Source organism: Flavitalea flava, assembly GCF_054461575.1.
In genome coordinates, this window is record NZ_JBTLQH010000001.1 from 407,262 (window position 1) to 422,448 (window position 15,187).

At 46.2% G+C, this 15,187-nt stretch carries 9 protein-coding genes; 6 read left to right on the plus strand and 3 right to left on the minus strand.

Annotated features, from left to right (window positions below; genetic code table 11):
- Nucleotides 1-91: 91 nt before the first annotated feature.
- Both ACX0G9_RS01440 and ACX0G9_RS01445 read right to left on the minus strand, forming a co-directional pair.
- Nucleotides 92-1,429, minus strand: coding sequence for a TldD/PmbA family protein (locus tag ACX0G9_RS01440; RefSeq protein WP_459063056.1), 1,338 nt, complete (start codon nt 1,427-1,429; stop codon nt 92-94).
- Nucleotides 1,430-1,490: 61 nt separating this feature from the next.
- Complete coding sequence (locus tag ACX0G9_RS01445; protein ID WP_459063057.1) at nt 1,491-3,143, minus strand: TldD/PmbA family protein; 1,653 nt, start codon at nt 3,141-3,143, stop codon at nt 1,491-1,493.
- Between the two features lie 360 nt (nt 3,144-3,503).
- Between ACX0G9_RS01445 and ACX0G9_RS01450 the strand changes: the two genes are divergently transcribed.
- Together ACX0G9_RS01450 and ACX0G9_RS01455 are read left to right on the plus strand one after the other, a co-directional pair.
- On the plus strand, nt 3,504-4,598 hold the full coding sequence (locus tag ACX0G9_RS01450; protein ID WP_459063058.1) for a fatty acid desaturase: 1,095 nt from the start codon (nt 3,504-3,506) through the stop codon (nt 4,596-4,598).
- A gap of 94 nt (nt 4,599-4,692) precedes the next feature.
- Nucleotides 4,693-7,134, plus strand: a complete 2,442-nt coding sequence (locus tag ACX0G9_RS01455; protein WP_459063059.1) for an ABC transporter permease — start codon at nt 4,693-4,695, stop codon at nt 7,132-7,134.
- A 5-nt stretch (nt 7,135-7,139) separates the two neighbouring features.
- Here the strand turns inward: ACX0G9_RS01455 and ACX0G9_RS01460 are convergent, their stop codons facing one another.
- On the minus strand, nt 7,140-8,000 hold the full coding sequence (locus ACX0G9_RS01460; RefSeq protein WP_459063060.1) for a phosphatase PAP2 family protein: 861 nt from the start codon (nt 7,998-8,000) through the stop codon (nt 7,140-7,142).
- Between the two features lie 215 nt (nt 8,001-8,215).
- Between ACX0G9_RS01460 and ACX0G9_RS01465 the strand changes: the two genes are divergently transcribed.
- The 4 genes from ACX0G9_RS01465 to ACX0G9_RS01480 all read left to right on the plus strand — a co-directional run bounded on the left by ACX0G9_RS01465 (nt 8,216) and on the right by ACX0G9_RS01480 (nt 15,186).
- Complete coding sequence (locus ACX0G9_RS01465) at nt 8,216-8,842, plus strand: RNA polymerase sigma factor (RefSeq protein WP_459063061.1); 627 nt, start codon at nt 8,216-8,218, stop codon at nt 8,840-8,842.
- A 26-nt stretch (nt 8,843-8,868) separates the two neighbouring features.
- On the plus strand, nt 8,869-9,924 hold the full coding sequence (locus ACX0G9_RS01470; RefSeq protein WP_459063062.1) for a FecR family protein: 1,056 nt from the start codon (nt 8,869-8,871) through the stop codon (nt 9,922-9,924).
- 259 nt (nt 9,925-10,183) lie between these two features.
- Nucleotides 10,184-13,597 (plus strand): SusC/RagA family TonB-linked outer membrane protein, encoded by a 3,414-nt coding sequence (locus ACX0G9_RS01475; protein WP_459063063.1) that lies wholly within the window; start codon nt 10,184-10,186, stop codon nt 13,595-13,597.
- Between the two features lie 80 nt (nt 13,598-13,677).
- The gene (locus tag ACX0G9_RS01480) at nt 13,678-15,186 is read left to right on the plus strand and encodes a RagB/SusD family nutrient uptake outer membrane protein (RefSeq protein ID WP_459063064.1); all 1,509 of its coding nucleotides are present in this window, start codon (nt 13,678-13,680) and stop codon (nt 15,184-15,186) included.
- Nucleotide 15,187 lies beyond the last annotated feature (1 nt).

Below are 15,187 nucleotides of genomic sequence, written 5' to 3' on the forward strand. Positions count from 1 at the left end.
AATTTGTAGACAAAAATGCTTTCGAATAAAACCGGCACGTCAATGGCCCGGGTCTGTTCTGCATTCAGCAGCCCCAAGGCCGGAGCGGTAATTAAACGGCATCGGATAAGGAACTGAAGGTGAATTCCCGGATCTTCATTGGAGGGATAAGTGCAGCAGGGCCGCCCTCTCCGCTTACGGTACGTTCCGGTTTGCCCAGGGCCTCTAAATTATTCAACATGATGATCGGGCTTTCATTAAACCGGAAATTCTTGATAGGAAATTTTATCCGGCCATTTTCAATATAGAATGTACCATCCCTGGTCAGACCGGTATACAATAAGGTCTGGGGATCGAGCGGCCTGATATACCACAACCGGGTTACCAGGACGCCCTTTTCTGTGCTTTGGATCATTTCCTCCAGCGTGGATGAACCTCCTGCCATAATAAATCCATCCGGGCCGGGTATGGATTTTTTTCCTGTTTTCTGAGCCCAGTAACGGGAGCAGGGTAGATTTTTTAGGATGCCCTTTTCAATCCAGGATATCTTTTCCTGGGGAAGCCCCTCATTGTTATAGTAACTCGTGGGTAATTCCGGATGAAAAGGGTCTGAATAAATAGTTACCTGTTCGTCCACCAGTTTTTCCCCAAGCCTGGTTTTTCCGCCGGGTTTACTCAGGAAACTGCGCCCCTCTTCTGCACTGCGGGCATCAAAACCGTTATAGATACCTTCCAGCAGAACGATACCGGCGGCAGGTTCGAGGATTACCGTATATTTTCCTGGTTCGATCGCCTGGGCATCGGTTGACTTGCCGGCTTTTTCCGCTGCGATCCTGGTGGCAGTCAATACATCGAGTTTACCAACGTCGTTATAGCCCCTGGCTGCATATCCTGAACCTGTGCCATCGGCCGTCCGAAGCGTAACCGAAAAATTTACATCGGTAGAAGTATGATAGGCAAATAAGCCATGTGAATTCATCATGGCCGAGAAACTGGCGCTGTTCTGTATGAATCCGGCTGCCGTCAGCTTACTGTCTTTGGCAACCTGCAGGCTTTGTCTGACGAGATCTGTACGTTGTGCGGACGTAATGGCTGCCGTTGCGGAAATAAAGGCAGGAGTCTCCGGTGCATAATGCTGCGGCTCCGGGAAAGGCATATACTCGGGGTTTTCCGGAGCCAGGCGGGCCAGTTCTTCCGACCGGAGGACACCTTTTGCCAGTATGTCCTCTTCATATTCATTAAGGGTGATGATACCTTGTTTTTTGCCGAATACCGAGGCAATGGATAGAGTGGTCTGGCTTAGCGAGCCACTGGTAGATACGGAGTTTCTTGCATACCGGATATTCCCGCCATCGCTCCCGCTGATCTGTACTTCGCATTCATCTGCTTTTGAATAGCTCAGGACTTTTTTTAATAAGGTTGTCGATTCCTCCCTGGATAAAATTGGCATATAGGATGGTATTTTCCGTTAAGTAATGGAATGGGTTAATGATTTGAATTCGTTGGGGGAATTAAATTTTCCTGGCCGTATTCAATACATTGACACCGTTAAATCGGGTAGTGGCTGCGCCATGGGAGACGGCATTGCTCTGCTCCGGTTGCCCCTTGCCGTCAAAAAAACTGCCCCCAAGCCGGTAATCGCTGTCATCACAAATCGCCGAACAGGAGTTCCAGAACTCCCTGGTATTGGATTGGTAGGCAACGTCTTTCAACATACCGGCAATTTTTCCATTCTTTATTTCATAGAACAACTGACCGCTGAACTGGAAATTATAACGTTGCTGGTCGATGGAAAAGGATCCGTCACCAAGTATATAAATGCCCTTTTCAACGTTTTTGATCATTTCGGCCGGAGATAACCGCGTTTTTCCTGGTTTAAGAGAAATATTGGGCATGCGTTGGAACTGCACATCCTGCCAGCTTTGAGAATAACAACAGCCCTGAGATTCACTCAGTCCGATAATATGTCCCTGGTCGCGAATGGCCTGATAGCCAACCAGGATACCATCTTTTATAATATCCCATTGTTTGGTTCCGACCCCTTCGTCGTCATATCCTGCGGCACCAAGGGAACCCGGTTGTAATTTATCGGCTACTATATTTACGAGGCCGCTGCCATAATTGAATTTTTTAGATTTCCATTTGTCCAGGGTTAAGAAGCTGGTGCCGGCAAAATTCGCTTCATAACCGAGGACCCTGTCCAGTTCGGAGGGATGGCCGGCTGATTCATGAATAGTCAGCCATAAATTGGTAGGGTCCAGAACCAGATCATATTTGCCGGGTTCCACCGATTTGGCGGCCAGTTTCTCACCGGCCTGTCCCGCTGCCAGCCTGGCATCCTCCAGCATATCGTACCTGTCCCGGAATAAACTGGTTACTCCTTTTATTTTTTGCCCTTCATCCGGGATAAGATATTCGTAACCCATACCCCTTGGAGCGCTTAATGCGTCACGGGTCTCGAATTTTCCGGTTTTGCTGTCGATCCTCGTTACGGAAAAGGTCGGCCAGATACGATGAATATCCTGATCGATATAGGATCCATCCGTAGAGGCGAAATATTTCTGTTCATTGACCAGGAAGAGGGCAGAATCGATATAACTGGCGCCATTTTTCATAGCGGCATTATTGATGGATAGCAGCAGGTCCGCTTTTTCTTTTACCGGAACCTCAAAACCATTTTTTTCGATCGGGGTCTTCCAGCTTACCTCCCCGTAGCCCTTTTGAGGTAACAGCTGAACGGGTTCGGACTGGATGCGTGCATTCTCCCTGGCTATGGAAACGGCTAAAGCGGCAGCATTGGCGATACTGTCTTTATCCAGCTTATCCGTAGCCGCAAAGCCCCAGCAGCCACCGGCAATAACCCGGATACCAATTCCATACGATTGTGTATCCACAATGTTCAGTACTTTATCTTCCCTGGTAATGACGAACTGGTTTAGATAACGGCCGATCCGCACATCGGTATAGGTGGCTCCTTTTGAGCGGGCCGCATTTAAGGCAATATCGGCCAGTTGTTTCTTTTGGGCCGTATCCGGGCCGGAAAGATAGGTTTGGAATGGCAGGGATGAGCCGTAGGGACCGGAGGAACCAGGAGCAGGCAACCGGCCAAGCATAGCCGCGCCCAGGCCCATGCCTGACAGGTAAAGGAAATTTTTTCTTTTCACGGGAATAGTTTGTATCCCAATTTAGCGCATTATTCCATTTTATTCAAACAATGAAGTACCGACAATAACCGATCGGAACCGCCTGTCCGCAAAACGGATATTTGTAAAAAAAACATATCTTTATAATAACCACTTTGAGGTATTGCTTATTTGGCAGGTCTGGTCTACTTTTGTATCGTTAGCAAATGGATCAGACCTGCTGTTATAAAATAAGCAACAACAGTTTATTCTCTCTCATTCAACAGTCTGTCTGAAAGGTATTATCCGATAGCATGGAAGTTATTTCTGGCCGGGACCGATAATTATCACCTTTCTGTTTTCCGATATTGACACAATTTGGTAACCAAACATATATCAGCTATGGGAAATGAGACTCCATTGGAAAAGAATGCTCTTTTGGAAAAAAATGCCTCTTTTGCACAGAACACTCCTTTTGAGCCTATCGCCGTCCCTGACATTCATTATCTGCGCAGGATCGAAGTCCTGAAAAAGCATCCGGAGGTCAGGGCGCTGATGGGATATGATATCTCTGCTGCCTTTCTTACACTTTTCATCGTCGTTGCCCAGGTCGGTTTTGCCGGGCTCATTAGCTTTTGGTTTCCTTCTTTTTCGGCCTGCTGGTGGCAGATTATCCTGCTTTCCTATGTTGCCGGGGGTACTATGAATCACTGGGCCGCCATGGCCGTTCATGAACTGGCGCACAACCTGATGCTCAGGACCCCTGCCCAGAATAAGATCTTATCGATCATCGCCAACATCCCTGTGCTCGTCCCGGGGGCTATTGCCTTCCGCCGGCATCATATGAAACACCATTCTCATCTTGGTATTGAAAAGGTGGACAATGATTTTCCCAGTCATTGGGAAGTCAAAATGGTAGGGAAGTCAGGGTTTAGAAAATTTATCTGGCTGTTTTTTTATATATTTTTTCTTTTCCTGGCCCGTGGTTTCGGTGAGAAACCGACCCGCTGGGAATGGCTGAATATTATCGTACTGGGAATTACGGGTCCTCTTATTTATATTTTCTTTGGAAAGATTGCTATTATTTACCTTTTCCTGTCAACACTATGGGCATTCAGCCTGCATCCTTCGGCAGGTCATTTTATTCATGAGCATTTCGTTTTTAAGGAAGGACAGGAGACAAACTCCTACTATGGCTGGCTGAACTGGGTATGTTTTAATGTCGGGTATCACAATGAACATCACGATATCATGAATATTCCCGGAAGACTCCTGCCCCGCTATTGGAAAATAACCAGGGGCTTCTATGAGCATCTCGATTCGACCAGGTCCTGGACAGGGATGTTCTTTGAGTTTATTACCCATCCCAGGCTGGGCGCGGACAAACGTTATGTCCGTACGGAAGAGATTCGTAAGAAGGGGCTGAAAATGGCGGAAGCCATGAAACAGAACAAAAACCTGAACCAGGTTATTCTGAATGAAAAATGCAGGGAGTAAAACCCTTGTAATGCCGGTTCTTCCATCTTCCATGTATTCGGGCCCCATGCAACATTTGGTTTTGGAGCTTGTCTTTCAGGACAAACCATGAATTATGCTCCGGAACTATTTAAAGATCGCCCTGCGGCAGTTAAATAAACAAAAAATGTATTCAGCCATCAAGATCGGGGGATTTGCCCTGAGTATTGCGGCTTGTTTGCTGATTGCTTTATTTATCCGGGATGAATTGAGGTTTGATCGGTCTTATCCCGATGGGGACCGGATTTACAGAATCATTGAGGAATACAATGACAATGGAACGATCGGAAAAGGCGCGGATATGCAGGCCGCTTTTGCCCGGGTGTTGAAGTCGGAGTTTCCGGAGGTAGAGAAATCCGGTCGCCTGATGCCGCATCCCCTGTTTTACGGGGCAGGGAGTAATGAGGTCATGAGGGGGGATAAGGAACTGAATACCTATGAGGAAGGCTTTACCTATGCTGATCAGGAATTCCTGGACATCTTTCATATCCCCATCATTTATGGCAGCAGGGAGCATGCCCTGGACGAACCCAATACGCTGGTACTTTCGAAAAGAAAGGCAGATAAATATTTTCCCCATGAAAACCCGGTTGGCAGGATCATTTACCTGAATAAGGATAAGTCCAGGCCATTTAAGATCGGGGCTGTGATGGAAAATTTTCCTTCAACCTCGCATATCCAATATGATTTTCTCCTTACACTAAAAGGAGTGGAATTCTGGCAGGGGGAACAAAATTACTGGGGCGCCACGAATTATTATACCTATGTTCTTCTTCGTCCGGGAGCAAATGCCGCGAAGTTCGAATCCAAACTGTCTTCCATCACCCGGAATTATGTGATCCCGCAAATGGTAAAGGATGGCTATAAAGATGCCGTAAAAAGAGGGAATGCGTCCAAATATCATGTGCAGCAATTGAGTGATATTCATCTTCGGTCTTATGATATGAATATTCAGGATACTTTCTCTCATGGCGATATACGCTTTGTCTGGCTGTTCGGGGGGATCGCTTGTTTTATTCTGTTTATTGCCTGTATCAATTTTATTAATCTTTCCACGGCAAGATCTGCCAACCGTGCCCGGGAAGTGGGGCTGCGAAAGGTGGTGGGATCAAGGCGCATCCAATTGGTAGAACAATTTCTTACGGAATCGGCCTTGCTTAGTCTTTTTTCGTTTGTTTTGGCGATCCTGACCGCATGGGCACTCTTGCCGTATTTTAATACCGTGTCAGGCAAATTGCTGGTTATTCCCTGGAAAGAATGGTGGCTCCTGCCGGTGATCCTGCTGGCTGCCTCACTCGTCGGGATTCTGGCGGGTGTATACCCTTCCTTTTATCTTTCCTCTTTTAAGCCGATCCAGGTATTAAAAGGGCAATTGAGCAGAGGTACCAAAAATGCGGGCCTCAGGAGTGTCCTGGTGGTTTTTCAATTTACCACATCGATTGTACTGATCATCAGTACGGTAATTATTTACCGGCAAATGCAATATATCCTGCACCGGAAAACGGGGTTTGATAAGCAGCAGGTATTGCTTATTCAGGGAACAAACACCCTCGGTAATGAAGTGGTGAGCTTTAAGAATGAACTAAAGAAACTACCCCTGGTACGAGATGCATCTGTTAGCGATTATTTACCGGTAACGGGCTCCAAAAGGAACGGGAATCAATTCTGGAAGGAAGGCAAACAAAATGAAGAAAGCGGAGTGGGGGGCCAGTTCTGGGTAGTGGACGAGAATTATATCCATACGATGGGAATGAGGATCGTGGAAGGAAGGAATTTTTCCAGGGAAATGCTCTCCGATACCCAGGCAGTAATTATCAACCAGGAAATGGTCAAAAATCTAAACCTGGTCAACCCGGTCGGAAAAATGATCACGAATGGATATGGAGCTCCCCGGCGCGTGATCGGGGTGGTGGAAGATTTTAATTTTGACTCCATGCGTGGAAATATTAAAAGTCTTAGTATGATCCTGGGAATTAGTCCCTCTGTCATTTCTGTTAAAGTAAACCCGGTCGATCTGAAGGCGGCAATAGCCTCCATTGGTTCCTTATGGAAGAAGTTCTCTCCCCAACAGCCTATCCGCTATATTTTTTTAGACGAGAGTTTTGCCAGCATGTACTCCGATGTTGAACGGATGGGAAAACTATTCAGCAGTTTTGCCTTCCTGGCCATTATGATAGCCTGCCTGGGATTATTTGCCATGTCCGCCTTTATGGCTCAACAAAGGAGAAAGGAAATAAGCATTCGCAAAGTGTTGGGCGCTTCTGTAACACAGGTTACGACCCTGTTGTCAAAAGATTTTGTAAAATTGATATTGATTTCGATCCTGATAGCCTCTCCTGTTGCCTGGTGGGCAATGCATAAATGGCTCCAGGATTTTGTTTACCGGACCGCTATCAATGGGTGGTTATTCCTGGCTGCAGGTCTCCTGGTAGTTATAATTGCCTTGGCGACCATCAGTTTTCAATCGATCAAAGCAGCAATTTCCAATCCGGTAAAGAGTTTACGATCAGACGGGTAACAAGTTCAAAGCTTATAAAGTACGGCAAACCCATGGCTATTCAACCCTCCATAAGGAAGGATGGACATTTTTTGGTCCCTGAATAATTTGGTCTTATGAAGTTTGGGCGTTAACCATCCGGTCAGGGTTCCGATGGTGGTACCCACCAGGATATCGGACGGGAAATGTTCGCCGGCCCGTAGTCTTAAATAGGCGGTGGCAGCGGTTAGAACTCCTGCCGAGCCGTAATACACCCATTTTAGTTTGGAGTCAGGATGATAATCCGCCAATACCTGCGCAATAAAAAAAGAAGAGGTGGCGACCAATGCCACATGACCTGCAAAAAAAGAATTCCGTGCATTCGAAGTAACGCGTTCGTTTAAAGGGCTTTCAGAACTATATACAAAGGGACGGTAACGATAGAAATAATGAACGGAAGATGTGTAGAAAACTCCTGTAATGGCCATTGCCTGCGTATAAAGAAAGGTCAGTTTCAAAAAATCTTTCCTTAGTTTTTTATCGGCAGTAAACACCAATAAAGGAAGGGGCATGGCTACAAAAAATGGGATATAACTTATCTTGTCCGCATTTTTAGAATAAGGACGGACAGCCCACCGGTCAAATCCGTTGATATCGCTTTTTTGTAAACTGTTGACAATTGCCTCGTTGCTGCCATCCTTTTTTGATATCCCGGCAAAACCATAAAATGTCCAGGCCGCAGTGGCAACCGTTAAAGGAATGTCTACACTTTTTTTGATGGTATAAACCTGCGGCCGGAGAGGGTTGCCAGCAACCGAATCTGTTTTGTGTTGGCCCAAAGATTGCCCGGTGATAAAAAGAAACCCAACAAGTGTAAAAATTACAGGAAGAAAAAATCTGCTTATCATACAGTTTTGGCTTTTTTGATTTTGGTTACCTGGTGTAAATTATTCAATCTCCTGCACAAATTATGTGTACGTGGGCAAAAAGGAAGTAAGTGTATCCTTTATTTTAACGGCCGTATTTTTACGGTCTGAATAATTGTGAGCAAATAAATTTGGCAGGATTTTAAATTGAAATAAATTTGGTGAGCGGTAGCCACCAAATTGACCAGACTTGCCATATGGAGCTTCTTGAGAAAAATATCACATTCAAAACCTTACCTCTTCCCAATGAGGCATATCTGCTCCTGCAAGTAGCCGATAGCGACGAAAAGGCATTCGGAACACTCTTTCATCATTATCGTAACAAGATATATTCCTACGCTTTTCACCTGTTGGAAAGCAGTGATATGGCTGATGAACTCGTGCAGGACGTATTTCTGAAAGTCTGGATGAACAGGGATCGTTTGCAAAAGATCGATAAGTTCGACAGCTGGCTGTTCATCATCGCAAGGAATATGGTTTTCGACGCGCTAAAATTATTGTCGAAAGATTTAGCAGCAAAAAAACAATGGGCGGCCATCCCGGCTGCCGAGGCGAATTCCGTACATAACCAATTGATTAATAAAGAAAATGAGCAATTGCTTCAGGATGCGCTGGACCGTCTTTCTCCCCAGCAGAAAAAAATATTCCTGCTGAGCCGTAACCAGGGAATGAATCACGAGGAGATCGCAATCCGTTTGCAAATTTCCCGCAATACCGTCAAAACCCATCTTGTACATGCACTTAAGACTTTGCGTCATACACTGCATCTCCATTCCGATAGTGCCTTGCTGGTACTTCTTTTGCTGCAATCCTTCTTTTCGTAAAAATTTATTTTTCTTTCCTATACTCCTTGTCTCCTGAATTTCAGTCTTTACAGGATATGGATTCCGCTCAACGATTTGCTTACCTCTTTCAGAGGTATTATGAAAAGAACAGTTCGCCTTCTGAAAAAGACGAATTTTTTGACATGCTTCGTCGTGGGGAGCATGATGAGATCCTTCGACGTTTATTGGATGAGACCTGGCAGCAGGACCTTCCCGGTTACCATCAGAAAAATCAAACGGCACATACCATACTTGAGCATATTATCCGGCAGCAGCCGGAGAAAACCGCTCAGGTTCCGGTCAGACCCATACCCATACCTCGGAGTCGGGTCTTTTCCCCGCGTCTGTTGCGCTATGCAACGGCGGCGGCTATTTTTGCCCTGGTTCTTATTTCTTTTTTCACCTCCCTTTTTCATGCTGACTCCCGTCCTTCCAAAATTGAAGATCCTGTCCCGAAACCATTGGCAGATCAGTATATTATTCTCTCCGAAGGAAGTAAGGTCCTGCTCCACAAAGGAGCGCATATCGAATACCAGACTGCTTTTTCCGGAGAAACCCGGGAAGTTTATCTGACCGGGGAGGCCTATTTCGATATTCGGAAAGATAAAAGACCTTTTATCGTACATACGGGCAATGTAAAAACGACCGTATTGGGAACCGCTTTTAATATCAATGCCGTCGATAAGAATATTACGGTAACCGTTACCAAGGGAAAGGTGAAAGTGGAAAATGAGAAGGGTGAATTCAGTATCATCAAACGTAACGAACAGATTACAGTGGATGTGAGCCATAATAGCCTTAAAAAGGCTGTCGTGGATGCCAACGAAGTCATTGTATGGAAAAAGCCTTATCTTTTATTAAATGATATCCGAATGAAAGAGGCCGTGCAGGAACTGGAGCAGCGTTTTCATGTGGTGATCGGTTTTGGAAATCCTGCCCTGGAAACTTGTAGTGTTACTGCTTCCTTTATTCACGACGAGTCGATCGAACAGATCATCAAAGTATTAGCGAAGATCAATAATATGGAATACAAAATAATCAACCCCGGGAAATTTGAATTGGACGGGGATGGCTGCAATTAAATTTAATACTAATACACATGAAACTTATGAGAAAAACCATTACTCCCATTTAAAAAAAACCTGCTTCGGCTGGACCCCGAAGCAGGTGAAAAAATACCTTTCATTCTTGACGAAGAAGGTATCTGTCTTAAACAACTAATCATCATTTAAAACAATTAAAACTATGAATTTTTTTTCATTGTTGGCAATTTTGCGCCATAGCACAAGCCCATGGCGCCCTAAACTGCTTACTCACAACCAAAAACGATTGCAATATTGTATGCGTATAAGCTTTATCATCCTCCTTATCTTTTTATGCAGCATGCAATTGTTGAGCGCCAGGGACGCGGGAGCACAGGATATGAGCAGGGTTTTTGTCACGCTGAACCTGAAAAATGAATCCCTGGTAAGCGCGCTGGAGAAGATCCAAAAGGCCTCCAATTTCACTTTTGCGTATAATAAAAAGGAGCTGGGAAGGGTGAACGGACTTAATTTCTCCTATGGCAACCGTTCCGTCAAAGGTCTGCTGGAAGCCTTATTGCAGGGAACGATCCTCCGTTTCGAACAGGTTGGGAGTACCATTGTCATCTCTTCCAAAAAGGGGGCGGTATCGTTAAACGAGCTATCCGGTCAACTGGGCAGGTTGCAGGGCAGGGCGTCTTCAGATGAAACTCAGAATGAAGCCAAAATGCACGCTGTCAACGGGACGGTTACGAATGAAAAGGGAGAGCCTTTGTCTGGGGTATCCGTGCAGGTAAAAGGCACCTCAAACGGTACGACTACAGATGCGGCGGGCAAATTTAAGCTGACAATACCCGATGAAGGCGTTTCCATCAGTTTCTCGTCCGTTGGCTACCGGGCCAAAACCATTAAGGTAGGTAGTGAATCGACCCTTTCGATACAATTGAAAGAAGAAGCCAGCGGCATGAACGATGTAGTAGTTATCGGGTATGGAACGGCCCGGAGATCCGATTTGACCGGATCGGTGGCGACCCTGAAAAGCGATCAGATCATGGACAGGCCGGTGGTGAATATTTCCCAGGCGCTGGAAGGCAAAATTGCCGGAGTGGACGTCAATATCAATAGTGCTGCCCCCGGAGAACCGGCAAAAGTGCGGGTTCGAGGTATTGGTTCCATCAATTCTTACCTGGAACCCATTTATGTGGTGGACGGTGTAATCGGTGTGGATATCAATACACTGAATCCTAATGATATTGCTACATTGGAGGTGTTGAAAGATGCCAGTTCTACGGCTATCTTCGGAGCAAGGGGCGCGAACGGGGTCATTATTGTCAGCACCAAGCGCGGTCATCGCGGGGAGACGAAGGTCAGTTATGAAGGGAATACGAATGTAGTCCAGCTGACCCGTCATCTGCCAACGCTGAATTCGGATCAATATGTGAAAATCTTTAATCAGTCCTATGCCAATGGTTCAAAGTTCGATCCTAATGGGGTAGGTACGGTCCCCCCGGTAGCGATGAACCATACCAGCCTTCCAAAACTATTCGACGCCAACGACAAACCTTTATACAATACAAATTGGGAAAAGGAAACCTATAAACCGGCTTTTTCCAACAGTCAATATATCAATATCCAGGGCGGAAGCGACAAATCCCTGTTCAGTACCTCCCTGGGTTATTTGAACAATAACGGGCTGATGATTCAATCCGGGTACAAACGCTATTCCGCCAGGTTTACTATGGACAATGATGTGAACAACTGGCTGAAGGTCGGAGGGAATCTTACCTTGATCAAGGCCACCCAGCGGAAAGTATCGGATGGGAACGGGGGACTGAACGTACCCAGGATGGTCTCGGAAGAAGTGCCCATCGTTCCCATAAAATATCCGGACGGCACCTGGGCGGGCAATAACGATATCGCCGGTCTCGAAGGCGGCCCCAATCCTGTACATATTGCCAAGAGCCGGTACAATCTTAACAATGTCATGGCGGCTATCGGGGAAGCTTATTTCCTGATCCATTTGACCAAGGATCTTGATTTTAAGACTGATTTCGGTTATACTACCGTTGGCAACAAGAATAATTTCTATTCCGGCATGGATCTTCCCCATTTGTCGCAGGACCAGGGCGGTGTTGCAGTTATCAACAATGCCTCCAGTTATTACTGGCAATCGGAGAACTATCTTACCTGGAATAAAAAAATCAATAGTCGTCAAAAGATGACTGCTTTGTTGGGAGCTTCCTGGCAGAAAAGTAATTCGGAAACCAACCGTTCCGAATCACAGAATTTTATCGATGATTTTTTCCAGTTCAATAATATGGGGGCCGGATCGGTTAAACAGGATATTCAGTCGACGAATAGTACGAGGACCTTTAATTCCTTTTTCGCCCGTATGACTTATAATATTGACGAAAAGTATTTGTTCACCGCTACGGGACGGGCCGATGGATCCTCCAATTTCGGACCGGACAATGTGTATGCCTTCTTTCCTTCTGCCGGCGTGGCCTGGCGTATGTCGGAAGAACAGTTCCTGAAGGGCAATCCTTCGCTTACCAATCTGAAACTCCGGGCCAGCTATGGATATTCGGGTAATTCGGAGATCGGTAATGATCGTTTTGCCGCACAGCTCACTCCGGGTCAAGTGGTATTGGGCGGGATCAATCAACCTACGTTGTTGCCGGGATATATTGGAAATTCCAAGCTGAAATGGGAGAAATCCCAGCAATTGGATATTGGCCTGGAAATAGGACTTTATCATGACCGGGTGTCGGCGAATCTGGATTATTATACCCGCGACACGAAAGATCTTTTATTGCAAACCCCCATTCCCTGGTCGGCGGGTATGAATACGCCCAATGTGTATCAGAATGTCGGCTCCGTGCGTAATACCGGTTTTGAAGTGAGCCTGCAAACGATCAATGTAAAAAGCCAGGGCCTGACCTGGACCACCAATTTTATCTTCGCCACCAATAAGAACAAGATCCTTAAGTTGAATGACGGTAACGCGGATATTTTTCCCGGCCCTAATTTCCTGGGGCAAACGAATGTATTACGTGTAGGAGAGGCCATCGGTTCTTTTTACGGGATGACGCGCCTGGGGACCTATAGTTCGAACGAAGCCGATCTGGCAGCATCACATAACCTTAAGCCCGGGGACAGGAAATATATCTATAACAAGGATGGAAGTAACTATTACAGCATCATTGGGCACGCTTATCCCAAATGGACAGGTACGTTCAGCAGCAAGCTGGAGTACCGGGGATGGGAGTTCTCCTTTGATATCCGGGTGGTACAAGGGGTGAATACGGCTGGGACCTTCAAACATTCGACGGAAGACAGACAGACCATTGCGAACAGCCTGGCCACCGTGTTGAATGGATGGACCCCGGATCATCAGAATACCATGGTATCGCAGGTACGGAATTACAAATTTGCACAGGACTCCCATTTCGATACCTGGTGGGTAGAGGATGGCTCCTTTATCAGGGGTCAGAATTTTACACTTGGCTATACCCTCCCGGATGTTACGGTACAAAAGATGAAACTGACCAAGCTCCGGATTTATGCCAGTGTGCAAAACCTGTTCTTACATACCAAGTATACCAGCTATGACCCGGAAGTGGATACCTTCAATTCCAGTTATGGATCGAACACCTCGTTCTCCCAGAACATGGACTTTTTTGCCTATCCCCGTCCCCGTGTCTGGAACTTAGGTCTGTCGATCGGTTTCTAGGAGTCCTATTCTGACAGCGCTTTTGCTGGTTTGATCTGATAAAAGCACTAATGCATCTGTTCACTCAAAATATTGGTACAATGAATTTTTTAAAATATATCGTTATCGTGTCCGCTGTTATATCGATCGGGGCCTGCAAAAAGTTCCTGACGGTGCAGCCAACGGGATTTATAAGTCCCAATTCAAATTTATCCAGCCAGAAAGTGGCCAGAGCCTTGGCGAATGGCGCCTATGCCAAATTGCAGGGCCTCCTGAACGGCCAGTCCGGTTCTTACGGCGGAAATACCTGGAACCTGATGGAATTCATGACGGGAAAAGCCAACAGCGATCTTGGCCAGACGGGTTTTGTCAATTTCCAGAACCTAAGTTATAATTCCACTTCGTTTTATGTGGATACCTGGTGGCAGCAGCTTTACCTGGGAGTGGGCGATTGTAACCTTGCCCTGGATAGAATTCCTACTATCAACGCGGCCGGCCTTACCGACTCCATAAAAACCAACTACCTGGCAGAAGCGCATACGTTGCGGGCGCTCTATTATTTTTACCTGGTTCGTATGTATGGGGCTGTTCCGAAAGTGACTTCCGTCCCCAAGGACCTCAATTTGAAAGTGTCCCGTGCCCCTGCCAAGGCTATCTATGACAGCATTATTATCCCGGACCTGCTGGCCGCGGAAAATTCTACCCTTCCCTGGAAGGATCTATCGGGGAATGTCTCCATGAGCGCCGTTAAATCCATCCTGGCGGATGTATACCTGACCTATGCCGGGGCTGCGATCAATGGAGGAACTCAGTATTATGCCGAATCTGCCAAACGGTCGCTGGATGTTATTCAGAAGGGAGGCTACTTTTTATTTCCGAATTATACGGATATGAATAAACCGTCGAACAAGAACGGGGGGGAATTTATCTTCCAGGTCCAGTATGCCGCCGCCGTACCTTCTACCAATCCGCTTACGGCACTGACTATCCCCAATTATTCCGGCATCTCGAAATATTCGGATGAGTATGGCTCCGTGTATCCGTCAGATCAGTTCACCAATTCTTTTCCCGCAGGAGACAAGAGAGTGCAGGAGCGCCAATTCTTTTATACGAGTTACCCTAATATAAAGACAGGTGCTCCTGTGGTATTCAAAGCGCATTATATCTATAAATGGTTCGATTCCGTGGCGGTGACCAGTTCGGCAAAATCGGATCTGAATTTTACCCTTTACCGGTTGGCAGATGTATACTTAATGTATGCTGAAGCATCCAACCGCGCGGAGGGTGGGCCCAACCCGGAGGCCGTCAAATATGTCAACCTGATCCGTGCCAGGGCGACTCTTGCTCCTATCGGTGCCCTTAGCCAGGCGGATTTTGAGCATGAAGTATGGCTGGAGCGTTATTTTGAATTATGTTTTGAGAATAAAATGTGGTTCGATATGATCCGGACCTTAAAAGTGCATAATGATGTCACCGGGAATTGGGATGACTTCGTGGGGCATAAGACGGTTTGGAATGCTACGTTTACGGAAAATCAGAAATTATTTCCCCTACCCAAACAGGAAACAGACGTAAACCCGAATATTTTACCGAATAATCCGGGTTTTTAAG